General features: G+C 65.1%; 19 protein-coding genes and 1 pseudogene. 7 read left to right on the top strand and 13 right to left on the bottom strand.

Annotated features, from left to right (window positions below):
- Positions 1–39 precede the first annotated feature (39 nt).
- From LPA35_RS11320 to LPA35_RS11280, 9 genes are all read right to left on the bottom strand, one after another.
- Positions 40–1,902 carry a beta-galactosidase gene (locus LPA35_RS11320; protein WP_228897052.1) on the bottom strand — a complete coding sequence of 621 codons (1,863 nt, stop codon included), beginning with the start codon at positions 1,900–1,902 and terminating at the stop codon, positions 40–42.
- A gap of 200 nt (positions 1,903–2,102) precedes the next feature.
- On the bottom strand, positions 2,103–2,837 hold the full coding sequence (locus LPA35_RS11315; protein WP_228897051.1) for a gamma-glutamylcyclotransferase: 735 nt from the start codon (positions 2,835–2,837) through the stop codon (positions 2,103–2,105).
- A 174-nt stretch (positions 2,838–3,011) separates the two neighbouring features.
- Entirely contained in the window at positions 3,012–3,809 is a 798-nt protein-coding gene (locus LPA35_RS11310; protein ID WP_228897050.1) for an enoyl-CoA hydratase/isomerase family protein, read from the bottom strand.
- An 86-nt stretch (positions 3,810–3,895) separates the two neighbouring features.
- A complete protein-coding gene (locus LPA35_RS11305; RefSeq protein WP_228897049.1) occupies positions 3,896–5,698 on the bottom strand; it encodes a long-chain fatty acid--CoA ligase in 1,803 nt (600 codons plus the stop codon).
- The gene (locus LPA35_RS11300; RefSeq protein ID WP_228897048.1) at positions 5,695–6,513 is read right to left on the bottom strand and encodes an ABC transporter ATP-binding protein; all 819 of its coding nucleotides are present in this window, start codon (positions 6,511–6,513) and stop codon (positions 5,695–5,697) included. The genes LPA35_RS11305 and LPA35_RS11300 overlap by 4 nt, the downstream gene beginning before the upstream one ends.
- A 13-nt stretch (positions 6,514–6,526) precedes the next feature.
- A complete protein-coding gene (locus LPA35_RS11295; protein ID WP_228897047.1) occupies positions 6,527–7,708 on the bottom strand; it encodes an ABC transporter substrate-binding protein in 1,182 nt (393 codons plus the stop codon).
- Positions 7,709–7,725: 17 nt separating this feature from the next.
- Positions 7,726–8,763 carry a branched-chain amino acid ABC transporter permease gene (locus LPA35_RS11290; protein ID WP_228897046.1) on the bottom strand — a complete coding sequence of 346 codons (1,038 nt, stop codon included), beginning with the start codon at positions 8,761–8,763 and terminating at the stop codon, positions 7,726–7,728.
- Positions 8,763–9,644 carry a branched-chain amino acid ABC transporter permease gene (locus tag LPA35_RS11285; RefSeq protein ID WP_228897045.1) on the bottom strand — a complete coding sequence of 294 codons (882 nt, stop codon included), beginning with the start codon at positions 9,642–9,644 and terminating at the stop codon, positions 8,763–8,765. Before LPA35_RS11285 ends, LPA35_RS11290 begins: the two co-directional genes overlap by 1 nt.
- On the bottom strand, positions 9,641–10,504 hold the full coding sequence (locus LPA35_RS11280) for an ABC transporter ATP-binding protein (RefSeq protein WP_228897044.1): 864 nt from the start codon (positions 10,502–10,504) through the stop codon (positions 9,641–9,643). The genes LPA35_RS11285 and LPA35_RS11280 overlap by 4 nt, the downstream gene beginning before the upstream one ends.
- A 156-nt stretch (positions 10,505–10,660) precedes the next feature.
- Here LPA35_RS11280 and LPA35_RS11275 point away from each other — a divergent pair, with 156 nt between their 5' ends.
- Entirely contained in the window at positions 10,661–11,500 is an 840-nt protein-coding gene (locus tag LPA35_RS11275) for a TetR/AcrR family transcriptional regulator (RefSeq protein WP_228897043.1), read from the top strand.
- A 66-nt stretch (positions 11,501–11,566) separates the two neighbouring features.
- On the opposite strand, the gene cueR is transcribed toward LPA35_RS11275, so the two are convergent.
- Entirely contained in the window at positions 11,567–12,085 is a 519-nt protein-coding gene (gene cueR, locus LPA35_RS11270; protein ID WP_228897042.1) for a Cu(I)-responsive transcriptional regulator, read from the bottom strand.
- Positions 12,086–12,121: 36 nt separating this feature from the next.
- Complete coding sequence (locus LPA35_RS11265; RefSeq protein ID WP_228897041.1) at positions 12,122–12,325, bottom strand: heavy-metal-associated domain-containing protein; 204 nt, start codon at positions 12,323–12,325, stop codon at positions 12,122–12,124.
- Positions 12,326–12,492: 167 nt separating this feature from the next.
- On the opposite strand from LPA35_RS11265, the gene LPA35_RS11260 reads away from it, so the two are divergent.
- The 4 genes and pseudogenes from LPA35_RS11260 (at position 12,493) to LPA35_RS11245 (ending at position 17,627) form a co-directional block, all read left to right on the top strand.
- Positions 12,493–14,754, top strand: coding sequence for a cation-translocating P-type ATPase (locus tag LPA35_RS11260; RefSeq protein ID WP_228897040.1), 2,262 nt, complete (start codon positions 12,493–12,495; stop codon positions 14,752–14,754).
- Between the two features lie 120 nt (positions 14,755–14,874).
- Positions 14,875–16,437, top strand: a pseudogene (locus LPA35_RS11255) (methyl-accepting chemotaxis protein); the annotation flags it as partial.
- A gap of 54 nt (positions 16,438–16,491) precedes the next feature.
- The gene (locus tag LPA35_RS11250) at positions 16,492–16,869 is read left to right on the top strand and encodes a CZB domain-containing protein (protein WP_228897296.1); all 378 of its coding nucleotides are present in this window, start codon (positions 16,492–16,494) and stop codon (positions 16,867–16,869) included.
- A gap of 170 nt (positions 16,870–17,039) precedes the next feature.
- The gene (locus LPA35_RS11245; protein WP_121421759.1) at positions 17,040–17,627 is read left to right on the top strand and encodes a hemerythrin domain-containing protein; all 588 of its coding nucleotides are present in this window, start codon (positions 17,040–17,042) and stop codon (positions 17,625–17,627) included.
- 135 nt (positions 17,628–17,762) lie between these two features.
- On the opposite strand, the gene LPA35_RS11240 is transcribed toward LPA35_RS11245, so the two are convergent.
- Positions 17,763–18,869: an alkene reductase gene (locus tag LPA35_RS11240; RefSeq protein WP_228897039.1), complete on the bottom strand. Its 1,107-nt coding sequence runs from the start codon at positions 18,867–18,869 to the stop codon at positions 17,763–17,765.
- 170 nt (positions 18,870–19,039) lie between these two features.
- Here LPA35_RS11240 and LPA35_RS11235 point away from each other — a divergent pair, with 170 nt between their 5' ends.
- Positions 19,040–20,266, top strand: coding sequence for a YbfB/YjiJ family MFS transporter (locus tag LPA35_RS11235; RefSeq protein WP_228897038.1), 1,227 nt, complete (start codon positions 19,040–19,042; stop codon positions 20,264–20,266).
- A gap of 164 nt (positions 20,267–20,430) precedes the next feature.
- Here the strand turns inward: LPA35_RS11235 and gstA are convergent, their stop codons facing one another.
- Entirely contained in the window at positions 20,431–21,039 is a 609-nt protein-coding gene (gene gstA / locus LPA35_RS11230; RefSeq protein WP_121421762.1) for a glutathione transferase GstA, read from the bottom strand.
- A gap of 355 nt (positions 21,040–21,394) precedes the next feature.
- Here gstA and LPA35_RS11225 point away from each other — a divergent pair, with 355 nt between their 5' ends.
- Complete coding sequence (locus LPA35_RS11225) at positions 21,395–24,292, top strand: hypothetical protein (RefSeq protein ID WP_228897037.1); 2,898 nt, start codon at positions 21,395–21,397, stop codon at positions 24,290–24,292.
- Positions 24,293–24,294 lie beyond the last annotated feature (2 nt).

Raw genomic sequence — 24,294 nt, 5'->3', positions numbered from 1 at the left:
TGTGGTCCCAGGGCCTCCGGGCCCTAGTCTGGCGGGTTTTCAGTTTTGCAATGCAGGCCGTTTGGTGGCCACTTTTGCAATCTCGCGCACAAACAGTTTCTTCCACGCATCCTGGGTTGAATCGGCGACCAGTTGCGGCATGAACCCGAATGCCAAAGTGCGTTCGCCTTTCACCAAGATGCCTTGTTCCCGTTGAAGCAGTTCTGTGGCCAGCACCTGGTACCCGGTGCGGGGCGTGATCGACGCGTAGCCCGCGTACAAGTGTTTTGAAGGCTTGAGCCGGTAGACCTTGCCGTCGATCAGGAAGATGCCGCCATTCTTCTTCCACTCGACATTGGCTATGCCGAATACCTCGTGCATCCAGTCAAAGGTGGGTTTGCCGTTTTCGTCGAATTCACCCAGGCGCATGTCTTGAATGAGCGCGCCGCCGTTTTTCCAGTAGGCGGTCAACTTGGTCTTGATGCCTTGCGGCATGGCCACTTGGTGGGGCACCAGGATGGCATCCAGCTGCCCGATGATGGGGTCGTCCGCGAGAAGGTTCTTTTCGCCGATGACGTGGACCTGCATGCCGGGCTCGCTGCTCAGGATCTTGTAAGACGCGAACAGCGCATCGCGGTGGGTGTTTCTGCCCGCGCTTTTCTCACCGTGCCACACGTGGAAGTTGGTGGTGGAGCCCAGGATGCCAATTCTGACCCTGCGTTCCGTGCCCGCTGTGACGGCGGGGCCCGGCTTGGCAATGCGGGCGTGAAGCTTGTTCAGCTGCAGGCCAGCCAGCGGCCCCCCACCTGCCTGGTGGTGGAAGCCTCCGATCTCGTAGCCCATCACATGGGGCTGGGCCAGCGACTGGGCCACCGCCTGCTGGATGACGGGGATCAGCTCTGGCGTCTTCTTGGCTGCTTCCCACCGCTCACCATATGCGCCCACCATGACTTTCTTGTAGCCCAGTGAACCCATGTAGTTGGCCAGCGTGGGCAACACATCGGGGTCTGCCACCAGCCCATAGCCATCGTAGAAATTGAAGTCGATGACTGCGATGTCAATGCACGGGGCCAGCTTTTCGACGACACCCGTGGCGTAGATGGCGTCGTGGGAGGTAAAGGTTTCTGCAAAGTAGCCAATCGCCTCTGCCCCCTTGCTCCGGATCACATTGGCGTAGGCACAGGTGGCTTCCTGGAGCCGGGTTTCCCGGAATTCCTTGTGGGCGTGCAGCAGGGGCTCTGCTTTAGGAACACCTGCTGCGATGTGGTTGTTGTAGTTGATGATGGGCTGTTTGGCGTTGTACTTTTTGGCAAACGCATCCTGGGTGGACTCCTTGTAGTCCCGCCACTGGTAGCCCATCTGCCCGTACTTGATTTCGTGCTCTTCCTGCAGGCCAATGGCGTAGCCCAGGACCTTGCCGGGGTAGCGCTTGGAGAAGTGATCGACCGTCTGTGCAATGAATGGGTCTGCATACTTCCTGATCGACGCATCGGTGAAGTCGGGCTGCCAGCTGGGGTCGCCCGAGAAATTGCGCATCGCCATGTCTGGATGCGCCGTGGTGATCCATTGCGGCACGGTGGACATGTTGGGCACGAGCTGGCCCGTCTCGTCCTTGTAGGGGCGTCCACCCATGTCAATGACCAGCAGCAGCGACAGGCCGCCGTTGACGATGGCATCCAGATGGCGGTGGTACTGGGCAAATTCGTACTGGCCCTTGCGACTTTCGATATCGGACCAGTTGAGATAGACGGTGGCGTGGCTGAAGCCCTGGGCCTTGAGTTCGCGGGGCAGGTTCTGGTTCTGATTCAGATCCCAGGGCATGACGATGATGCTGGAGACGGGAGCGGGTGGAGGTGGGGCTGCTTGGCTGGCCAGCGCAACCAGCGAAACAAGAACGGCGGCAATGCGGAGTATTTTTTTCATGAAAGCGCTGGAAGAAAGATTCCGTAGGAGGCGTTGGGCGGCCTGGATTCACAAAATGCGCCCCTCGCTGGGCGGTCAAAGCGCTGGCAACAAGAGGGATTTCCATTCCATTGTTCCATGAACAACAGGGGTACCTTGATCATGTGCTGCGCTACACCGGCACGGGTAGGTATTGCGCCACCACCCGCTCGGAAGCCCGTTCAGCAGGCCGTCTGCACCATCTCCGCCAGCGCATGCACATACGGGTCTTTGATGCCCAGCACGCCGAATTGCGCGACCAGCTGATCGAGGTATTCGCGGTTGCTGCCGATGCGGCCACAGGCGCTGGCTATGGTGGCGGCGGTGGCCTGCATGGACAGGTCGCCCCGGTAGTGTGGATGGGCTGTATTGGCCGTCAGCACCAGCGCCTGGTTGACAGCACCCTGTGGCGTCTGCAATGGCAGCAGGGCGGGGCAGTAGGCGCCGGTGATCATCTCGCGGCGCCAGAGCAGGCGCGACTCCTCTTCAACCGCACAGGCCGGAATGCGGAACACCAGCCCGTCGCAAGACTGCGCTGCGTCGCGCTGCAGCGTGAGCACAAGGCCGGGGCAATCCGGTGTGCCCCGGCCGATGGTGGTGCTCAGCGCAAAGCGCCGGGCGAATCCCGGCAGGTGCGCCCTGCGGACTTCGGCAAACTCCAGGCCGGGGTTCCACATCAGCGATCCATACGCAAACACCCACAGGTCGTCCCGGCGTTCGGACACGCCCGCCAGCACCTGGCGGCGCGAGCGTTCGACGTCGCCGTCGGGCAGGCGCCAATCGATGGGCAGGCCCTGGCTGCGCGCCTGCGCGTCCCATTCCGCCAGGACCTCGTCGGTCAACCGCAGTCCGCAGGCGTGGGCGGGGATGAGCCGTCCTTGAAGTTCGGGAAGGTGCACAAAGGCAGGGGGCGTCATGTGCTGGGACTGCAGGAGATCGTGGGGCAAGCTCTACTGTAGTGGTCCGAGAACGGTTGGATCAATGGGCCGACTGACAACTCAGTGTTCCAGCCATGGTGTTGATGGCGGCGCGCGGTGACGTGTTACGGCAGAGGCCATGAAAGAAGGGGGCGCCGCCGTAGCGATGGCCCGTCAGCGGCCCACAAATTGCGCGCTTTGGCGTTGGTGAAAGGCCTCCACCCCCGCACGGAAGTCCTCGGTGCCCGCGCAGTGCACAAAGGCGTCTTTTTCGGCCGCCAGTTGTTCGGGCAGAGTGCGGTCCATCGATGCGCGCATGAGGCGCTTCATCGCGCCGTAGGCCACGGTAGGTCCGGCGGCCAGGCGCTGGGCCAGGGTGGTGGTGGCACTGTCCAGTTCGGCGGCAGGCACGATGCGGTTAATGAGGCCCAGGCGCAGCGCGTCGTCGGCGGTGAAGGCTTCGCCCAGCAGCGCGATCTCCAGCGCCTTGCGCAGGCCCACAATGCGTGGGAGCGCCCACGAGGCGCCCACGTCGCAGCTGGTGCCCAGGTTGATGTAGGCCAGGTTCAGGCGTGTGCCTTCGGCGGCGATCACGTAGTCGGCCATGAGCAGCAGGCTCAGGCCCGCGCCGGCGGCCACACCGTGCACTTGCGCAATGACGGGCGCGTTCATCTGCGCCAGCAGGAGCAGTGCTGCGTTGAGCGGCGTGAGAATGTCGATGGCACCCTGCACCGGGTCGGCGCGCAGCGTGGCCAGGTCGCCACCGGCCATGAAACCCCGGCCGTTGCCACACAGCACCACGGCGCGCACGCCAGGGTCGGCGGCAATGGTCTGCACGGCGGCGAGGACGGCGTTGGCCATGGGCACGTCGATGGCGTTGAGCGCATCGGGCCGGTTGAAACGCAGCGTGGCGATGGCGCCGTTTCGTTCCAGCAGCAGGGGGGCGGTCGGGTCGGCGGCGGCGGTTTTCATGTCAAATTGGCCTCTAGCGCTTGATGGATAAGCGCTGAAAGCTCCTGTTTTGATAGTAATTTAGGCAGCAAGCGGTGAGCCCCGGGCTAGTGGTACAGCGCCTCGATCTCGGCCGCGTAGGTCTTGTAGATGCTTGCGCGGCGCACCTTCATCGTTGCGGTCACTTCGCCATCGTCGTGGTCCAGTTCCTTGGTGAACAGGTGGAACTTGCGGATCTGCGAGACCTGCGCCAAGCGCTGGTTGCCCCGGTTGATTTCGGCATCGATGAGGCCGCGCACCTCCGGGTGTTCCACCAGCGAGCGGTAGTGCGTGAACGGAATGCGCCGCGCCTCGGCCCACTTGCCCACGGTCTCGTAGTCGATCATCACCAGCGCGCCGACGAACTTGCGCGCCTCGGCCACGATGATGCATTCCTTGATGAAGGGGCTGCCCTTCATCGTGTTCTCGATCTCGGACGGCGTGAGGTTCTTGCCGCCGGCCGTGATCATGATGTCCTTGAGGCGGTCCACGATCTTGATCTGGCCTTGCTCTTCGCGCACCACATCGCCGGTGTGCAGCCAGCCGTCGATGATGCTGCTGGCCGTGGCCTCGGGGTTCTTGTAGTAGCCCGCAAACACCATCTCGCCTTTGAGCTGCAATTCGCCGTTGTCGGCAATGCGGTGTTCCACACCCAGAGTGGGCACGCCCACGGTGCCCACCACCACACGGTCCAACCGGTGGCCCGTGACCATGCCGGTGGATTCGGTCAGGCCATACACCTCGATGAGCGGCACGCCGAGCACGCGGAAGAAACGCACCACATCGGGCGGAATGGGCGCGGCGCCCGTGAGCGCCACATGGGCATTGCGCAGGCCGATGAAGTTCTGCAGCGCGCGGAACACCAACCAGTAGCTGGCGGCAAAGGTCAGCTTGTCGGCAGCGCTCCAGGCACTGCGCGGCTTCTCGGCCAGCGGTTTGCAGGCGTTGTAGGCCTTGTGGAACAGCGCGCGGCGCAGGCCACCCGTTTCCTGCAGCTTGATGTGGATGGCCGCGTGCAGCTTCTCCCAGATGCGGGGCACGCCCAGGAACATGGTGGGAGCGACCTCGCGCAGGTCTTCCTGCACGGTGCGGATGGACTCGCCAAAGTTCACCTGCGAGCCGATGTACACGGGCACAAAGCTGGTCAGCATCTGCTCGGCCACATGGCACAGCGGCAGGTACGACAGGTGGGTGGTCTCGCGCGACAGCTCCAGCCGGTCCACGATGCCGGGCACCACGCCCCGGATGTTGCGGTACGAAATCATCGCGCCCTTGGGCTTGCCGGTGGAGCCCGAGGTGTAGATCATCAGGCCCACATCCTCGAGCCGCTGGCGTGCGAGGGCTTCGTCGATGATGGCTTGTTGGCCCGACGCTGCGCCCAGCTGTTCCACCTCGTCAAACGTGGTGATGAACTGCCGCACCTCGGGCGCAAAGCTGCGCAGGCCCTTGGTCTCCATGACCACGATCTTTTTCAGGCGCGGCAGCTCGGGCAGTGCAGCCAGCAGCTTGTCGGTCTGCTCCTGGTCTTCGCAGACCATGATCTCGATGTCGGCATGGCCCACCACATAGGCCACCTCGTTGGTGGGGCTGGTGGGGTACACACCCACGGTCACGGCACCCACCAGGCCCGCGCCCATCTGGGCCAGCACCCATTCGATGCGGTTCTCGGAGATCACGCCCACATGCCCGCCCGGAGGCAGGCCAAGAGCGCGCAGCCCCAGGCCGAAGTGGCTGGCACGCTGGTGGTACTGCGCCCAGGTGAAGGGCTTCCAGATACCGAAGTCCTTTTGCCGGATGGCGATGCGCTGCGCGTCGGTGCGTGCGCGCTCGCGCAGCATCTGGGGCAGAGTGAGGTCGGGGAGTGTGCTCATGACAGCCAGCGTTTGCGACGCTTGTAGTGCTTGATGTCCTTGAAGCTTTTCGCCTCGCCACCACCGCCCATGCCAAGGTAGAACTCGCGCACGTCCGGGTCGTTGGCCAGGCGCTCGGCCGTGCCGTCGATCACGATCTTGCCGTTCTCCATGATGTAGCCCCGGTGTGCCACGGCCAGGGCCACGGTGGCGTTCTGCTCCACCAGCAGCATGCTGGTGCCCCGCTCGGCGTTGATGCGCGCGATGATGGTGAAGATGTCCTCCACCAGCTTCGGGGATAGGCCCAGCGAGGGCTCGTCGAGCAGGATGAGCTGGGGCTGCGCAATCAGCGCGCGGCCAATGGCCAGCATCTGCTGCTCGCCACCCGACAGATAACCGGCCAGGCCCTTGCGCCGCTCATGCAGACGTGGAAAGTAGCTGTAGACCAGGTCGAAATCCGGTGTTGCGCCTTTCCTCCCCGTGAGCGCATAGGTCGCGGCCACCAGGTTTTCTTCGACCGTGAGGTCTTCAAACACGCGGCGGCCTTCCATCACATGGCTCAGGCCGTTGCGCACCAGCTGCTGCGGGGCCACGGCGGCCGTGGGCTGGCCATTGAAGTGGATGCTGCCGCTTTCGACCACACCATCCTCCAGCGCCAGCAGGCCCGAGATGGCCTTGAGCGTGGTGCTTTTGCCCGCGCCGTTGCTGCCCAGCAGCGCCACGATCTGCCCGCGCGGCACAGCCAGCGACAGGCCGCGCAGGGCCTGCACCACCTTGTTGTAGATGACCTCGATGTTGTTGACTTCGAGGACGTGGGCCGGGGTTGGCTGGGTCATGGCGCAGGCAGTGTCAGAGTTTGATCCAGTCCGATGCTGCGACCATTTTTTGCGCCTTCATATCGGCGCGGTACACACGGCCCACGGGGATCGAATTGCCGCTGATGGTGATCGGCACGCCGATCAGCCCGCCGGTGTCGAAGTCCTTGATGGAGTTGAGCGCGGCCTTCAGGTTGGGGCCTGTGAGGGGCTTGCCAGCGTCCAGCGTGCGCTTTGCTGCCTCGGTGAACAGCATCGCGGCCAGAAAACCCTGGATGTAGGCCGTGCTCTGGTACTCGGGCCGCAGCGCGCGGATCTTCTCCAGCATCGGCGCCTTCTCGGTGTCGTAGTAGTAGCGGTAGGGCATCACACCCATGAAGCCGTCGGCGGCGTCGCCCATCTTCATGACGGTGGAGCTGTCCATGGTCCAGAAGGTGCCCATCCACTTGCTGGTCATGCCCTGCTGCTTGCCCTGGGTGATGAACTCGGGGATGGGCGCGAGGATGTAGCCGTGAAAGATGGTGTAGTCGGGAGCCGCGCGGCGCAGTTTGATGACTTCGGTGGACACATCCACGCTGCCGGCGGGCGTCATGATCTTGATGGGCACCGACAGGCCCAGCTGCTTAGCCATGGCTTCGCTGGACTCGATGGGGTCGCGGCCGAATTCCGAATCGGAGTACACGAAGGCCACCTTTGCACCAGGCTTTTCCTTGGCGATGTGCTTGAGCAGGATGCCGAACATCTCGGTGTAGTCGGGGCCCACGAGGAACTGGTTGGGGTACTTCTTGGGGTCGTTGAGTTCGGTGGCAAACGACGCGCCGGCCATCAGGATGTTGCCGTTGCGGTCCAGCTCGGGGTTGATGGTTTTGGAGAAGCCCGTGGAGTCGCCGTAGTACAGGTTGACCTTGTTCTGGCTGGTGATCTTCTTGAACGCAGCCACTGACACATCGACTTTGTAGCCCGTGTCCTCGGGCACATACTTGACCTTGCGGCCCTTGATGCCGCCCGCGTCGTTGAGCATCTTCACGTAGTCGCCAATGCCGGCGTTGATGCCCACACCAGCAAACGCGAACACACCCGTGAGCGGGATAGAGCCGCCAATCACGATGTCTTCGTTCGACTGCGCCAGCACCGACAGCGGGCTGGTGAGCGCGGCGGCGCCAGCGGCACCGAGCAGCAGGTGGCGGCGCTGGAGGGAAGTGTGTGGTGTGTCCATGTTGTCTCCTGAATGGTTTAGTTGCGGAAAGGCCAGAGATGGAAAAAACGGCGGATGCGCCGCCACACTTCGGCCAGGCCATGGGGCTCGAAGACGAGAAAACCAATGATGAGCAGGCCAAAGATGACCGTGCGGACGGGCGAGAGGAACACGGTGAGTTCGCTGCCGCCGGGCAGCAGGCCCACCACGAGCTTGAGCAGCTCGGGCACCATGGTCATGAACACCGCGCCCAGGATGCCGCCCAGGATGGAGCCCATGCCGCCGACGATGATGGCCGCGAGGAAGAAGATAGACATGAGCAGCGGAAAACTCTCGGGCGTGACCACGCGAAAGAAATACGCCCACAGCCCGCCTGCCACGCCCGCATAGAACGACGAGAGCCCGAACGACAGTAGCTTGTAGCGCAGCAGCGGTATGCCCAGCACCTCGGCCGAGATGTCGCGGTCGCGAATCGCGATGAACGCACGGCCCACGCGCGTGCGAAACAGGTTGGCCGCGCCCAGCAGCATGAGGAGGGTGACCGGCACGATGAGCCAGTACAGCCGGAACGAGGTGTCGAGCGCCATGCCAAACAGCTTGGCGGGCGGCACGCTCAAGCCACCTGTGCCGCCAGTGAACTTCCAGTTGGCAAAGATGAAGTGCGCAATGAACGATGCGGCAATGGTGGCAATCGCCAGGTACAGCCCTTTGACGCGCAGCGATGGGATGCCCACCACGATGCCACCCAGCATCGCCACAAAGCCGCCTGCCAGCAGGTTCAGGATGAACGGCGTGCCCACCTTGGTTTCCAGCACGGCCACGGTGTAGGCGCCCAGGCCCATGAAGGCCGCCTGCCCCAGGCTGACCAGCCCTGTATAGCCCGTGAGGATGTTGAGGCCCGTGGCGCTGGCCACATTGATGCTGACCAGGCAGGCCAGGTACAGCCAGTAGTCGCTGGCCATGAACGGGAACAGCACCAGCAGCGCGGCGCCCACGGCAAGCCACACTTTTTGCGTGCGCGAGTCGAACAGCGCCGCGTCGGCGATGTAGGTTTCCTTGAGGGTCCCGATGCGCATCAGAGTCTCTCTATCTCGTGGGTGCCGAACAGGCCATAGGGCCGCACCAGCAACACGGCGACCAGCACGATGAAGGTGGCCAGCAGCTTGTATTCGCCGCCCAGGTAGGCGCCGGCCAGCGCTTCGATCAAACCGATGAGCACGCCACCAATGAGCGCACCCAGCACGCTGTCGAGCCCGCCCACGATGACGACCACCAGCACCGACAGGCCGAACACGCCCATGCTGGACGAGATGCCACCAATCGAGCCGACGATGATCCCGGAGATGGCGGCGAGCATGGCCGACGCGACCCAGGCCAGGGAGAACACGCGCGGCACATTGATACCTACCGAGTACGCAGCCGCCTGGTCACTCGCCGTGGCGCGCAGGGCCACGCCACCGCGCCAGAAGCGGAACACCACCAGCACCGCCGCGATGAACACGATGGCAATCACCGCGCCCCAGAACACCTTGGGTGCGAGGAACGCGTCGCCGACCATGATGGGCTGGCTGGGCATGAACTCGGGCAGGCGGCGCTGGTCGGCCGTCCAGATCATCTCGACCAGGCCGACCAGCACGGAAGCCAGGCCCACGGTGACCATGAACACCGAGATGGGAGGTTCGCCCAGCAGCGGGCGGATCATGGTGCGCTCGATCACCGCGCCTAGCAGGCCTGTGCCCAGCACGGCAGCCGGAATGGCAAGCCACAGCGGCAGCGCAAACGTGGCGGCGAAGGTGAAGAACAGGTAGGCGCCGACCATGAGCAACTCGCCAATGGCGATGTTCACTACGCGCGTGGCCTTGTAAACCATCACGAAGGCCAGCGCGGCCAGCGCGTAGAGACCGCCGCCCGCAATGCCCGTGAGGCTGATTTCAAACAGGTAGGCCCAGTCCATCATGTGGCTCCCTGCAGGGTGGGGGACCGGCTGCTGGCCTGCAGTTTGGCGCGCAGGTCGCCCACATCGCCCGCGCCCAGGTAGGCTCGGATGACCTCAGGGTTGGCCTGCACGGTGGCAGGTGTGCCCTGGGCGATGACCTGGCCGAAGTTGAGCACCACCACGTGGTCGGACAGGTCCATCACCATGCCCATGTCGTGCTCCACCATCAGCACCGTCACGCCCCACTCTTCGCGCACGTCGAGGATGAAGCGCGCCATGTCTTCGGTCTCTTCGCGGTTCATGCCGGCCACGGGCTCGTCCAGCATCAGGATCTGCGGCTGCATGGCGAGGGCCCGTGCCATTTCCACGCGCTTTTGCAGGCCGTAGGGAAGGGCCGACACGGGCGCGTGGCGGATGTGGTCGATTTCGAGGAAGTCGATGATGCGCTCCTCGATGTCGCGGCGCAGCTCGGCCTCTTCGCGGCGCGCGCGGCCCAGGTAGAACAGCGCTTGGAGCACGTTGGTTTTGAGATGCGCGTGGCGGCCCAGCTTGATGTTGTCGAGCACCGTCATGCCGCGAAACAGCGCAATGTTCTGAAAGCTGCGGCCCAGGCCCAGCTTGGCGCGCTGCGGTGCGGGCACGCGGGTGATGTCCTGCCCCTGAAAGCGGATGGACCCCTGGCTGGGCCGGTAGAAGCCCGAGATGGTGTTGAACAGGGAGGTTTTGCCCGCACCGTTGGGGCCGATGACGGCGGTGATGGAGCCGGGCAACACATCGAACCCTACGCCGGTCAGCGCCTTCACGCCACCAAACGCCAGGGTCACCCCCTGCACCTGGAGCAGGGGCGTAGCAGCAGCGGGGCCGGAAGGGGTTGTCTCCATTGGCTTTCTAATACGGGTTGTTCGCAGCTTCTGAACAGAAATTTCTTGCAGACCCTGCAGAAATTTCCTACTTGTGCGTAAACTGTTTACTCGTGAGTAGATTCTGGAAGCCGCCACCCCATTCAGCATCCGTACTTTCCCGAGGAATCGCCCCCCATGCCCCAGGCCAAAGCGGCATCGACCCGACGCAGCAGCAAAAGCAGCACGAGCAGCGGCAGCAGCCCCCAGCGCGCGGCCCCCAAGCCCTCATCCGCAGCCCCGGCCCCCGGGCCCGAAGACGCGCCCGACGCCGCTTCGCCCTGGGCTCCTGTCTCGCACCGCGAACGACAGCGTGAGGCCAAGCGCAACGCCGTGCTGCAGGCGGCGGCCCAGCTGTTCAATGAACGCGGCTTTCACGCCACCTCGCTCGACGACATCGCCGCGCGCCTGAACGTGACCAAGCCCACGCTGTACTACTACGTGAAGAACAAGGACGAGATCCTGTTGCAGTGCGTGGGCAAGGGGCTGGCGATGATGCTCGAAGGCATCGACGCATCCCGCGCCGCAGGCGGCAAGGCCATCGACCAGCTCATGACCTGCATGCAGGTGTATGCGCGCATCGTCACCATGGACTTCGGCATGTGCCTGATCCGCGTGGGCGACGAGCAGGTGCCCCCCGAAAGCCGCAAGGAGCTGCGCCGCCTCAAGTCCGCCATCGACCAGGAGTTCCGCCGCCTAGTGGCTGAGGGCGTGGCCGAGGGCTCGATCCAGCCCTGCGACCCCAAGATCACGGCCTTTGTGATTGCAGGTGCGCTCAGCTGGATCGGCCGCTGGTACCAGCCCGGCGGCGAGTACACGGCCGAGCAGGTGGCACAGCAGTGCATTGCGACGCTGTGTGACGGGGTGTTGCGGCGGCCAGCTGACAGCACTGCGCTGAACACCGCCGCCGTGCCCACCCCCAAACGCAGGGCGGCGAGCAGCAAAGCCAATACCGCTGTTCGGCCCAGCGGGGGCTGATGTGCCTCGGTGGGTCGGATTTTAAGCAAAACTGGCCTCTAGCGCTTTATGGATAAGCGCTAAATGCTATTGATTTGGTAGCGTTTTGCGCTGTGCCCTGGGGGGGTTGTGTTCCGCCTGCCCTGCCGCCAGGTCATCCAATATTGGACAGTCCGGCCGGTCGTTGCCCTTGCAGCACGACACCAGCGTTTGCAGGCTACGCTGCATGGCCTGCATCTGGGCGATGCGTTCGCTCAGGTCGTCGATGTGTTGCTGGGCGATGCGCTTGACCTGGCTGCTGGCGCGGCTGCGGTCGTGCCACAGGCCCAGCAGCTCGGCGATTTCTTCCATCGAAAAGCCGAGGTCGCGGCTGCGGCGGATGAAGTGCAGGGCGTGCACGTCGGCCTCGGTGTACTGGCGGTAGCCGCTGTCGGTGCGCGCGACGCCGTTGATGAGGCCCAGCGATTCGTAGTGCCGCACCATGCGCGCCGAGATGCCTGCGCGCTTGGCAGCGACGCCGATGGGCACGGGCCAGGCGATGGGGCGGGGCGCTGTGGCCCGGGTGCGCGGGGCCTGTGCTGTATCAGGGGAATGGGGCGTGGTCATGGTGTGGCCCTCGCTGGGTGCGTGGTGGCGCGGCGCTCAGGCCGCGACGGTGTAGCCTTCTTCGGCAATGGCGGCGGCCAGGGCTTCGCGTGGGGCGCTGCTGTCCACGTCCACCTTGCCGCTGGCGCGGTCGATGCGGACCTGGGCGTCGGGGTCTACCTGCTGCACGGCCTGGGTGACGGCGCGTTCGCAGTGGCCACAGGTCATGCCTTGAACTTGGAAAGTAGTGGTGGTTGTCATGGGGTGTCCTCGGGTTGGTTTTCAAGAGGGCCGTTGAAGCGACCCAAGTGAATGTTGAAGCTTGACATCGTGGCAGAGTCAAACACCGCTCAAGACACTCATGGTGTGAGGGTTGATCAAGATCAATGCTTGACCTTGCCATCACGTCAAGGATCAGCATCCCGGCCATGAACACCATCACCACCCCCCCCAACACCGCGCCCGGGTCTGTGCACTCGCTGGACCTGGGCATTTCTGGCATGACCTGCGCAAGCTGCGTGGGCCGTGTGGAGCGTGCACTGCGCAAGGTGCCGGGCGTGCAGGAGGCCTCGGTCAACCTGGCGACCGAGTCTGCGCGCATTGCCTTTGTCACGCAGGTGGGCGCCGACGCCGCTGCCATGGAGGCGGTCCTGCGCCGCGCGGTGCGCAATGCGGGCTACGAGCCGCGTGCGGCGGGGCAGGAGGATGCTCCGGAGGACTTGTCGCCCTGGGCCGGCTTTTTACCCGTGGGCATTGGCCTGCTGCTGTCGGCGCCGCTGGTGCTGCCCATGATCGGTGACCTGTTCGGCCAGCACTGGATGCTGCCCGCCTGGGTGCAGTTTGTGCTGGCCACGCCGGTGCAGTTCATCCTGGGGGCGCGGTTTTACAAGGCGGGCTGGCATGCGGCCAAGGCGCTCAGCGGCAACATGGATTTGCTGGTGGCGCTGGGCACCAGCGCGGGCTGGGGCCTGTCGATGTGGCTGTGGCTCACGGCCCCCACGGACCACCCGGGGCATGTGCCGCATCTGTACTTCGAGGCCTCGGCCGTGGTGGTCACGCTGGTGCTGCTGGGCAAGTGGCTGGAGGCGCGCGCCAAGCGCCAGACCACGGCGGCCATCCGTGCGCTGCATGCGTTGCGGCCGGATGTAGTGCATTTGCTGACCCAGCAGGGCGAGGTGGATGTGCCAGTGTCCGAGGTGCTGGTGGGCGACCAGCTGGTGGTGCGGCCGGGGGAGCGCATCCCCGTGGATGGCACGGTGCACGAGGGCCACACGCAGGTGGACGAATCCATGCTGACGGGCGAGCCCTTGCCCGTGGCGCGTGATGTGGGCGCGGCGCTGACGGGGGGCTCGATCAACGGCGATGGCCGCATCGTGATGGCGGTGACGGCCGTGGGCGCCGAGACGGTGCTGGCCCAGATCATCCGGCTGGTGGAAGACGCGCAGGCGGCCAAGGCGCCGATTCAGAGGCTGGTGGACCAGGTGTCGGCCGTGTTTGTGCCCGTGGTGCTGGTGGTGGCGGTGGTCACGCTGCTGGGCTGGCTGTGGATGGGCGTGGGCATGGAGGCCGCGCTGATCCACGCCGTGGCCGTGATGGTGATTGCCTGCCCCTGTGCGCTGGGATTGGCCACGCCGGCGGCCATCATGGCGGGCACGGGCGTGGCGGCCAAACACGGCATTTTGATCAAGGATGTGCAGGCGCTGGAGCTGGCGCACAAGGTGGATGTGGTGGCTTTTGACAAGACCGGCACGCTGACCGTGGGCCAGCCTCGGCTAACGGCGTTTGAGGTGGTGCCAGGCTTCGACGATGCGGCCGTGATGGCGGCGGTGGCTGCGGTGCAAAGCGGCAGCGAACACCCGCTGGCGCGTGCAGTGGTGGCGGCTGCGGGCGAGCGGCAGATCCGCGTGGCCACCGCGCAGGACGTGCGCGCCGTGCCTGGGCGCGGCACTGAGGGTGAGGTGGAAGGCCAGAGCTACCTGGTGGGCAGCCTCCGCTGGATGCAGGAGCTGGGGGTGGACCTGGGTGCGCTCGCGGTGCGGGCACAGCAGCTGCAGAACGAGGGGGCCACCGTATCAGCTGTGGCCCAGCGCGTGACGGAAGGGTTAGCGCTTCGGGCCCTGATGGCTTTTGGTGATGAACCCAAGCCCGGTGCGCGCGAGGCGCTGGCGGCACTGAAGGCGCGTGGCATCCGCACCGTGATGATTTCGGGTGACAACCGCGGCGCGGCCGAGGCCATGGCCCGGCGCCTGGGGCTGGACCCCGACGCGGGCGAGGTGATGGCCGAGGTGCTGCCGGGTGACAAGGCCGCGAAGGTGGTTGCATTGCAACAAGGGCCTGATGGCAAGCGCCATCAAGTGGCGATGGTGGGCGACGGCGTTAACGATGCCCCAGCCCTCGCGGCTGCGGATGTGGGCATGGCCATGGGCAATGGGACCGACGTGGCCATGCACGCGGCGGGCATCACGCTGATGCGCGGCGACCCGATGCTGGTGGCAGCGGCGCTCGATATCTCGCACCGCACGGTGATGAAGATCCGGCAGAACCTGTTCTGGGCGTTTGCATACAACGTGGCGGGCATCCCGCTGGCGGCCCTGGGCTTTCTGAGCCCGGTGGTGGCGGGGGCTGCGATGGCGCTGAGTTCGGTGAGCGTGATGGCGAATGCCCTCTTACTCAAGCGGTGGCGCATGTGATAAATACGTACAACACGGTCATCGATGTCTGGCAAACTGCAACGATTTGTTGCGAATCCGTGGCCTCGGGGGAGGTGCGACGGGCGCACAGGCATACCAATATATGAAGGACGACAGATCATGAATCTCTTCTCGCTCATGCGGCAGTTCACCATACGTTTGCGCATGCTGGGGGCCATTGGCGTGGTGCTGGGGCTGCTGGGGCTGCTGGGGGGCGCGGGCATGCTGGGCATGTTCCGCATCCACAACATGAGTCAGGACTTCATGGACCACTCGTTTGCCGAGGTGGGCTACATGGCCGAGCTGCGGGGCGAGATGGGGGCCATTCGCCAGTTCGAGAAGGACATGATCATTGGCTATGAAAAGCCCGAGGCGGTGAAAGCGGCGCACGCCAAATGGCTGGAAAGTCAGGACAAGGCCAAGAAGATTGCCAACAAGTTCCTGGAAGGCGAGGAAGACTCTGACAACCCCGTGGTGCGCAACATTGTCAAGCGCCTGGACAGCTACCGCGAGCTGTTCGCGCACGTGGCGCGCCAGCTGGAGGCCAGCGGCTATGACACGGCCACGATTGCCAACCGCATGAGCGGCAAGGCCGTGGCCGAGTTTGCCGAGGCCGACAAGTTGATGGCCGAGCTTGATTCCGTACTGCGCGCCGAGGTGGCCAAGTCGGTGGAGCAGCAGGGCGAGGTGTCTGACCAGACCAAGTGGCTGTTTGTGCTGGCCGTGCTGATCACCGTGGTGGTGGTGGTGCCCACCACGCTGATGAACATGAACTCCATCTGCCGCCCGTTGGAAGACGCCCGCAGGATGGCGCAGGCGATTGCGGGGGGCGACCTCTCGCAGCACATTGCGGCCGAGGGCAAGGACGAAGTGGCCGACCTGCAGCGCGCTCTGCGCGACATGCAGCAGGGCTTGGGCGCGCTGGTGGCGCAGGTGCGCGATGCCAGCGGCAACATCGCCACAGCCAGCCAGGAGATTGCCACGGGCAACCAGGACCTGTCCCAGCGCACCGAGCAAACGGCCAGCAACGCCCAGGAGGCCGTGTCTTCGCTGTCGCAGCTGACCGCCACGGTGCAGCAGACGGCGTCGTCGTCGCAGATGGCGAACCAGTTGGCGGCCTCGGCCTCGCAGATGGCCACGCACGGCGGTGGCGTGGTGCAGCAGGCCGTTGCCAGCATGCACGAGATCTCCACCTCCAGCCGCAAGATCGGCGACATCATCGGCCTGATCGACTCGATTGCGTTCCAGACCAACATCCTCGCGCTGAACGCTGCCGTTGAGGCCGCCCGCGCGGGGGAACAGGGCCGGGGCTTTGCGGTGGTGGCCAGCGAAGTGCGCAGCCTGGCGCAGCGCTCTGCCGCAGCAGCCAGCGACATCAAGGGGTTGATCCAGAACAGCGTGACGGCCGTGGACGGTGGCGTGCGCCACGTGGAAGAAGCGGGCACGGCCATGAAGGACATCGTGAGCAGTGTGCAGCGCGTGGGCGACATCATTGGCGAGATCACGGCAGCGGCGTCCGAGCAGTCGGCCGGCATCGGCCAGGTGAATGGCTCGGTGGGCGAGATCGACCGCATGACGCAGCAGAACGCGGCGTTGGTGGAAGAGTCCGCTGCTGCCGCCGAATCACTTCGCGAGCAGGCCGCGCGGCTATCGCAGGTGGTGCAGCAGTTCCATCTGGCCGACGACCAGCACTCCGTCGGCGTGCGGCAGACCGTCGCCCTACAGCACGGTACATCCATGGCGCTGGCGGCTCCATCCGTCCAGGGTGTTGACCTTGATTCGGCCATCAAGGCCCATGCGCAGTGGCGCACCAAGTTGCGCGATGCCGCCAAGAAGCATCAGCAGCTTGATGCCGACACGATCAGGCGCGATGACTGCTGCGAGCTGGGTCGTTGGCTGCATGGCAAAGGACAGGGGTCTTATGGCGCCTTGCCTGCCTTCCAGTCATTGGTGGACAAGCACCGCGACTTCCATGAAGTGGCAGGCGCCATTGCCCAAACCATCAACCGGGGCAACTACGCGGACGCCGAGCAGGCATTGGCGGGCAATACCCCGTTCTCGCAGGCCTCCAGCGCGGTCGGTGCCGCCATCATCCAGTTGCGCAACAGCCTTTGAGGATCGGGTATCAGGGCCGCAGCTGACGGACCGGATGATCCTGGCCTCGGATGGGTGAGGCGTCTTGGGGCCCCCGGCGTGGCAGCCCCGGTATCTCTTGATCTGCGTCAGGCGGTGTAGGCGCGCATCGTGGCAATCTTGAAACCCCGTATCACCCTGGGGAGTGCACCATGCCGTCGATCAGCCTGCGGACCATTCGCGAAGAGCATGCGTCGCTTGCGGCTGTGCTCCATTCCTTGCGCCTGATGCTGGACCAGGGCCCGGGCGATGCGCCTGCCGCGTTCTTTGACGTGATGCGGGCCATGCTGTTCTACATCGACGAGTTTCCCGAAAGGCAGCACCACCCCAAAGAGTCGCAGTGGCTTTTCCCCAAAGTGGCCGAGCGCGCGCCCCAGGCCGCTGAGGCCATTGCGCAGCTGGAGCGCGACCACGAAGGTGGCGAGGCAGCGGTGCGGGAGCTGCAGCACCTGCTGCTGGGCTGGGAGCTGATGGGTGATGGCCGCCGCGAGGCCTTCGCCGACGCGCTGCAGCGCTATGTGCGCTTTTACCTGGAGCACATGCGCACCGAGGAAACCGTGGTCCTGCCGGCGGCGCAGGAGTGCCTGCAGCCCGGTGATTGGGTGGCCATTGATGCGGCCTTTGCCAGCAACACCAACCCGCTGGCCCCGGGCAAGCCGCGCGATGCGGCGTATGACCGGTTGTTCACCCGGATCGTGATGCGGGCGCCCAGCCCGATAGGGCTTGGAAGCCCCCCCTGAGTCGCCTGCGGCGCCTTCCCCCTCAAGGGGGACGCCGCCAGCGTGGCGGGGCGGCCCTTGCGCGGCGGCCCTGGCTTGGGGCGCGCCGGTATCCACCGTTGTGTGGCGAGACTGCCGCTTGGTGGACAGGGCTGTTCAGCCCGCTGCCAAGGCTGGATAGTCGGTGTACCCCTCAGCACCGCCTCCGTACAGCGTCGCGCGGTTGATTTCGTTCAGCGGGGCGTTGCTCTCCAGGCGCGCCACCAGGTCGGGGTTGGCGATGAAGGGGCGGCCAAAGGCCACGATGTCGGCACCGTGGGCCAGGGCGGTATCGGCCAGCTCGCGGGTGTAGGCGTTGTTGACCATCCAGGCGCCCTTGCCACCGGCTGCGCGGTAGGCTGCCTTGAGGGCGGCGTAGTCGAAGGGGCGGCCTTCCACCTCGCGCGGGCCGCCGGTGGCGCCTTCGATGACGTGGATGTAGGCCAGGCCCAGTGGGCCAAGGTGGCGCACCACGTGGTCGAACAGGGGCTGGGGGTCGGCGTCGACGATGTCGTTGGCGGGGGTGACGGGCGACAGGCGGATGCCGGTGCGGCCACCGCCGATTTCCTCGACGATGGCGCGGGTCACTTCCAGCAGCAGACGGGCGCGGTTGGCAATGCTGCCGCCGTAGTCGTCGGTGCGCTGGTTGGCACCGGTCTTGAGGAACTGGTCGATCAGGTAGCCGTTGGCCGCGTGGATCTCCACACCGTCAAAGCCCGACGCAATGGCGTTGCGTGCGGCGTGGCGGTAGTCCTGCACGATGCTGGGGATCTCTTCGGCATCGAGCGCGCGGGGCATGGAGGTCGGCGTGAAGGTGGGCACGCCGTCCTTGATGAGCACGGTCTTGGTGTTGGCCTGCACGGCCGAGGGCGCCACGGGTGCTGCGTTGCCGGGTTGCAGGTCGGTGTGCGACACACGGCCCACGTGCCACAGCTGCACAACGATCTTGCCGCCGGCGTCATGCACGGCGCGGGTCACCTTCTTCCAGCCATCCAGCTGCTCGGTGCCGTACAGACCGGGCACATCGGCATAGCCCTGGGCTTGCGGGCTGATGGCCGTGGCCTCGGAAATGATGAGGCCGGCACTGGCGCGCTGCGCGTAGTAGGTGGCAACCAGGTCGGTGGGGATGGCCTCGGGCGAGCGGTTGCGCGTCAGGGGCGCCATGGCAATGCGGTTGGCCAGCTGAAGGTCGCCCGCGCGGGTGGGTTCAAACAAAGAGGTCATGGTGAGGGTGTCCTGAGGGGCTGTGTGCAAGAAAAGCAGCCTTTCAGCTTAATGCTGCAGCGCAAAACGTGCAGCACACTTGCGTCAACAAGGGCACAGGTTTTGTGTTAGCCCGGTCCGCTGACTGTCGTGCCAGCGGCGCGGGGGCTGTTGCACGAGAATGGACCGCCATGCCCTTGCCACCGCCTTCCGCACCGTTGTTCGTCTCCCCGTTGCGCAGCCTGTGGCTGGCCGTGGCCTTGTCGATGGGCGCCGCTATCTCGCTGGGCATCACGCGGTTTGCCTATGCCTTGTTGTTGCCGCCCATGCGGGAGGACCTGGGCTGGTCGTACACGCTGGCGGGCGGCATGAACACGGTGAACGCGCTGGGCTATCTGCTGGGGGCTCTTGCCACGCCGCTGCTGTTGCGGCGCGTGGCCCCGGGGACGGTGCTGGTGGCAGGTGCGGTGATGGCCACGGTGTTCATGGGCCTGAGCGGATTTTTCACGCAGGCAGCGCCCCTGCTGGTGCAGCGCCTGCTGGCCGGTGGTGCCAGTGCGCTGGTGTTCATTGCGGGGGGCCTGCTGGCGGCACGCCTGGGCGCCCAGGTGCCGGGGCGCAGCGGTTTGCTGCTGGGCCTGTACTACGGCGGCACGGGCTGGGGCATCAGCCTGTCGGCCTTGCTGGTGCCTGCGGTGCTGGGCGTGGCGCCTGCGCCGCACAGCTGGACCTGGGCGTGGTGGGTGCTGGCGCTGGCCTGCATGGCGGCCACGGCGGTGCTGCTGTGGCCTGCGCGTGCGTTGAACGGGCTGGCTGCACCCGTGGCCGCCGCGCCCGGGACCACACCGGAGGCTGCAGTGCCCGACCGCGTGCGCTGGCGGGCGCTGGCCCCTGCGCTGTTGGGTTATGGCCTGTTTGGCGTGGGCTACATCGGCTATATGACGTTTGTGGTGGCGCTGCTGCGCGAGCAGGGCCGGGGTGCGGGCGAGGTGACGCTGTTCTACGCCCTGCTGGGTCTGGCGGTGGTGTTGTCGTCACGTATCTGGGCTGGGTTGCTGGACCGCAGCCGGGGCGGGGAGGCACTGGCGCGGCTCAATGCGCTGCTGGGCGTGGCCACCATCCTGCCCGCCATCACGGGCGCGTGGCCGGTGGTGCTGGCCTCGGGGCTGCTGTTTGGCGGGGTGTTCCTGTCGGTGGTGGCATCGACCACGGCGCTGGTGCGGCACAACCTGCCGCAGGCGCTGTGGGCCAGCGGCATCAGCGCGTTCACCATCGTGTTTGCGGCGGGGCAGATCGTGGGGCCCACGGTGGTGGGCTGGATTGCCGATGGCCCTGGAGGCCTGGCGCGCGGGCTGGTCTTCTCGGCCTGCGCGTTGTGGGTGGGGGCGCTGGTGGCGTGGCGGCAGAAGCCGCTGTAGCGCAACTGGGGTTTTGGCCGCGCGTCGAGCTACGTGCTCCCAATCGATACTGGCGGGGCCTAGGCCAGGAACGCCGAGCAAGGGCCGTCCCGCAGCGAGGGCGTTGTCCCGCTGCCCGCGTAGCGAGAGCGGGGGGAAGGCGCGCAGCGCCTCAGGGGGTATCCCTATTTCAGCAGGCCTTCTGCCTTCATGGCCGCCTGCACCGCAGGCCGTGCACCCACACGCTCGCGGTAGGCCGCCAGATTCGCCAGGCCGGAGATGTCGAGCTTGGTGGGTTGGGTCCAGTTGGTCACGGTGAACAGGTAACCGTCGGCCACGGTGAACTGGTCGCCCATCAGGTATTGCTTGCCCGCCAGCTGGCCATCTACCCACTGCAGGCGTTGCAGCAGCCGCTCGCGCACCATGGGTTTGTAGTCCTCGGGAGTGGCGGGGTTGAACAGGGGGCTGAAGCCCTTATGCAGCTCGGTGCCGATGAAGGTCAGCCACTCCTGCAGGCGGTAGCGCGCCAGGGTGCCGTTGGCGGGGGCCAGTTGCTTGTCGGGCACTTGGTCGGCGATGTATTGCACGATGGCCGGGCCTTCGCGCAGGCGCTCGCCGTTGTCCAGCTCCAGCACGGGCACGTAACCCAGCGCATTGATGGTGTAGTAGTCGGTACCATCCTGCAGCTTGTGGCTCTTGGTGCTGGCCAGCACGGGGGTGTAGGCCAGGCCGGCCTCTTGCAGGGCGATGTGGGGAGACAGGGAGCAGGCGCCGGGGGAGTAGTAGAGCTTCATGGATCGGTCCTTGAATTCGTGAAAGAGTGACAAACGGTGAAGCTGTCGATGCTATGCGCTTCGCTGTTTTTATGTCGGCCGACAGTGCGTGGTGGCCTCGGTCATTCCTCTGCAGCCCTCACCCTGGTAAAAGTCTGTAACCCGCGCAGCCCACCTCCTGCATTCCCCGCGTGCAGACCGCTCCTGATTCCATAGCTGCTTGCGCGCTCTCCACGGCCCCTGCGGCCATATTTCTTTCATTCCCCACGGCTCCCACCGGCCTGTCCCATGTAGGGGTCATTCCTAGCTAGGAACACTCCTAGCTAGGAGCCTTCCCAGTTTCGCGCGCTGATGCCTGTAGGCACAGTCGCGCGCCATGCAAGTCGCCCCCTCAGCCTCCACCTACGCTCCCGCCCCTGGCGACCTGACCAGCCTGCCCGCTCCTGGCAGCGCACGGCTTTTCCCGGACCAGCCCCAGGACAACGCCAGCGCCTTCACCGACAGCGGCCCAGGCGGCTATGGCCAGCCCGATCCCCAGAACCCCCAGGCTGACCCCGCCCTGGCCAGCACCTTCCTCTTCGCCCCCACCGACCACACCCCCAGCACCACACTGGCCCTGATGGTGCAGGCACAGACCAAGCCTCTGCTGGTCACCCCTGAGAACGCAGCAGGCCTGGGCATCGACTTTGCGCACACCAAGCCCCTTACGGTCACCCCGGAGAACGCAGCAGGTCTCGGTATCGACCTGGTGCAGACCAAACCCCTGCAGATCACTCCCGAGAACCCAGCCACTGGCACTGCCGGCGCCCAGGCAGCAGCCCCCAACGCCAGCCCCACCGAGATCGCTGCCCTGGAACTGCTGCTGGCCGAGCCCGCCAACCAGGAGATGGTGGCCCAGTTCGGCCCGCCCCTGCGCCCGCTGAACACCGACACCAACGTCGGCCAAGGCATCCTCGCGCGCTTTGGCCCCGACCTGGGCGCGCGCCTGACCCAGCTGCAAGAAGCCCAGGATGGCGTGCGCAACGAATACCTGCACGCACTCGACCAAGCCACCCAGAGCCCCGGCCCCGACACCCCGGGCAGTCAATGGGTCCCTGGCACCGGGCAAGGCGAGACCGCCGAGCCTGGGCGCTGGACACTGGACCCCGCAGCGTTCTCGCGCCACTACGCCCAAGGCGACAGCCTGGCCCAACGCGCCTTTGCCGACATGCACGGCCAAGACCCCCTGGTGTTCCATGAGGGCAGGGAAGGTGACGCCCACAGCGAACCCAGCTACCACACACTAGGCCCCTTCAGGCTCGCCCAGGGCCAGCCCTACGGCAGCGACCCCAGCCTGCCCGACGCCTGCCTGCTGCGGGACTACACCCAACTCAGCCCAGAACACAGCGCAGACCTTATCAACAAGGAATACCTGTGGTTTGACCCCGTCAACGGCTGGAGCACCAGCGCGGACAACATCCAGGCCCCGACGGGCTTTCTGGACAAAGCCCTGCCCGTCGCATTCAGCGCACTGATGTGCATGGTGGCCTTGCCGCCTGTGGGCACCCTGCTGTCACAGGCAGGGGCTGGCACCTTCGTTCAAGGCGCTGCCATGGGGGCCATGGGCAGCGCGATCTCCCAGACGGTGATGACCGGCGGAATCGACTTCGGCAACCTGCTGCGATCGGCCCTGACGGGAGGCATTGCAGGCAGCGTCATGCAATACACAGGCCTGAAGGACATGCTGGGCAGCGCCGACCTGGCCAAGAGCAGCCTGGCACACCTGGGCAAGGCGGGCCTCACAGGCCTACTGCAAGAAGCCACGGGCGGCAAATTCAAAGACGGCTTCATGAACAGCGCCCTGGCCAGCATCGCGCAAGGGGTGGGAGACCATCTGAATCAGCAGATCGGCGAGCTCAAGGACATCAGCCCCGAGCAGGCCAGCGTGCTCAAGCTCCTGAGCAAAGCTGCCAGCAGCGCATTGAAGATTGCGGGCACCAACGACCCGGCGGCGGGGTTTGCGGGCGAGTTTCTGAGCGGAGTGCTGGGCGACGGGCTCCAGGGGGCGCAAGGAAAGGGGCAAGGAGCAGTGCAGGGGCAAGGTCAAAGCCAGGTGGGGAATGAGGGACAAGCGCAAGACAAGCCCTCCAGCGACTGGGTGAAGAACTTGGGGGCCAGTGAGGTGGATGCGCAGACGGCGCAGTGGGTTGAGGCATTTGCCAACCCCGCCACATTGCCATCGTCGCAAGGCATCCAGGTCGCGTCCGCCCCCATCGGAACAGTGGGTGATGCGGGTTACTTTGATGACAGTGGCGCTTACATAGAGCCCGCCCAACTGATCTGGCCTAACGGCACCACCAGCACGCTGGCACAAAGCAGCGACGGCGAGCCCATGCTGTCAGAGACCGAGGTGCGGGAGACTGCGCAGCCGATGCTGCCAGAGGACTTTCGCAGACAAGAGATCGAGTATCGCAACAGCACAGAGGTACAACCACCACAGTACAGCTTCACGGAACTGGTGGAGATGTCTCACAGCCCCGTCGACAGCTACAGTGCCCAGGAGTACCGGGACGCCGCCGCGCAGTACCGAGCGAGCATGGGAGAGGACTTCCGGCGGGACAGCATCTACAACGGCCTGTGGACCCGAGCCGCAGCGTTGGACGCTGCTGCAGGCGGGGGGTGGGGGCAAGAGGTGATGAATGACATCACCGGCTTTGCAACGGAAGAAGGGCTGCATGCACAGACGGGGGTGGCGATAGGTGGTGTGCTGGGTCGAGGTATCGGCAATGGGCTTGGCAACAGAGTTGACAATGCGCTGGGGGCCGTGGACAAGACGCCGGATGGAGGGCCTCAGGCGGGGTCGGGTATTGGCGGTGTTGTGGCCGAAGGCGCAGGGGATGCTGCCGCAAGAGGAGCTAGTAGGTCGCTGTCAGAGTTGATCTTAGAACGTCCATCGAGCAACCAATGGGGGACTCTTGAAAATGGCACTAACCAGGGCGTAAAGCATTTTGCTGGCTATTGGGAAAAATTTCCTGAACGTATTCCATCGCTTGAGACCCGACTTGGATTGGAAGCCGGGACTTTTGGTAAGTCTCAAGAAGGATTTGATGCATTCACCAATGCCGCCGAATCAGTGGTTAAAAATGGTGAAGCAAGACACTTAGATAATGGGAAATCCATTTATTTCGTTAAAGGTGTCGATAATTTAAATAAAGGTGTTCTTGTTATCGTGAAAGATGGGAAATTTCAGACAATCATGCCAAGCGATCCAAAGACCTTTATGAAAATGGAGTGATG

It is taken from the genome of Acidovorax sp. Leaf73 (assembly GCF_916855635.1).
Classification (GTDB): Bacteria; Pseudomonadota; Gammaproteobacteria; order Burkholderiales; family Burkholderiaceae_C; genus Acidovorax; species Acidovorax facilis.
The sequence above is the reverse complement of the archived record's forward strand: the minus strand, read 5'-3'. Positions and strand labels throughout refer to the sequence as shown.